Genomic DNA, 1477 nt, shown 5'->3' on the forward strand with positions numbered 1-1477 from the left:
CACCTGCCGGCCGTCGCAGTGTCGGTGCCTGCCGGGTTGACCGTCCATCCTCTGTCCTCCTCGAAATCGTCGGCGAACACCGTCGAACCGGCCGGCGGGTTGACCTTCCAGCCGAAACTCGCACTGGCGGTGGCGCCGTCGGCGTCCTTGGCGGTCACGGTGACCGTCGAGGCGCCGGCGGTGGTGGGCGTACCGGAGATCAGCCCGGTGCCCGAAGCCACGGACAGGCCGGCGGGCAGCCCGGTGGCCGTCCAGGTGTACGGCGCGGCGCCGCCGGAGGCCGACAACTGCAAGGACGCGGCGGCCCCCACCGTGCTTGTCTGGTCGGCGGGCGTGGCGACGGCCGGGCCGCCAGAGGTGTCCCAGGCGTCGGTGATCGCCGACTTGCCGGCCGCGTTGCCGAGCGCGGGCAAGCCGTACATGTCCTCCAGCGTGCGCAGGACGGTGTAGTGGTTGATCTGGGTCGAGGACCGGTAGCCCGGCTTGACGTGCTGGCCGGTGAAGGTGGTGAAAATCTGGTTGACCGAGGTGAAGTTGTCCTCGTCGAACGTCTGGATGAGCAGGCTGTTGTGGCTCTTGGCCCACTGCGCGTACGCGTCCAGGTTGTTCTTCAGCCACGTGTCGCCGGTCTTGGTGGAGCAGTCGTGCATGTCGTTGCACATGTTCGGCACGACGAACGAGACTGTGGGCAGCTTGGTGTAGTCGGTCGGGAAGCTGGAGAACGGCAGATGGTAGGCCGCCCCGCCGACGGTGGGGAAGTTGACCCAGGGCGCGTGCTTACGCACGTACTTGCCGCTGCTGCAGCCGGTGTACCCGGCGCTGGGCAGCCCCTCGGAATAGGCCTTGAAGGTCAGACCGGCGTCGAGGAGCTGCTTGCCGAGGTTGCCCGTGCTGAAGGTCTTCAGGCAGGAGTCACCGGTGACGCCCTGCTGGGAGCCGGAGAACAGGGCGAGGTAGTTCGGCTGGCTGGGGTGCGTCACGCCGAAGGCATTGGTGAACAGCGTGCCCTGCTTGGCCAGGGAGTTCATGTAGGGGGCGCTGGAGCCGCCGTTGATCGTGGAGTAGTTGGTGTTCTCGAAGATCACCACGACCACGTGGTCGTACCGGGGCAGGGCGGTGGACGCTGGGTCAGCGGCTGAGGCGGTCGCGGGGATCGTGCCCGCCGAAGCGGTGGCGGCAAGCAGCGCGGTGGCCGCCAAGAGAGACGAACGCATGGAAGATCCTCCTGGGTGTGTCAGTCGGTGGTGATGGTGAGGTCGTCCACCTGGGCCTCGAAGAGGCTGGGGGTGCCGGCGTCGGTGGCCTCCACCAGCAACCGGACGGATCTGCCCGCGAACGCCGACAGGTCGGCGGTGCCCTGGCGCCAGGCGGCGTCCACCTCAGCCGCCTTACCGGTCTGCTGGAACACCGTGGTCAGCGTCGTGCCGTCGACCACCCGGACCCGCAGGAAGTCGTCGGTGCCGGAGTTGTCACCGTT

The 1477-nt window shown here is 68.1% G+C and carries 1 protein-coding gene and 1 pseudogene; both read right to left on the bottom strand.

Annotation, left to right across the window (positions count from 1 at the left end; translation table 11 throughout):
• A partial coding sequence (locus tag ABZ459_RS52720) for an alkaline phosphatase family protein (protein WP_357989102.1) occupies positions 1–1214 on the bottom strand: 1214 nt, incomplete at its 3' end.
• Positions 1215–1234: 20 nt separating this feature from the next.
• Positions 1235–1477 (bottom strand): annotated as a pseudogene (locus ABZ459_RS52725) (aminopeptidase); the annotation flags it as partial.

Source organism: Nonomuraea sp. NPDC005692 (assembly GCF_040631115.1).
Lineage (GTDB): Bacteria > Actinomycetota > Actinomycetes > Streptosporangiales > Streptosporangiaceae > Nonomuraea.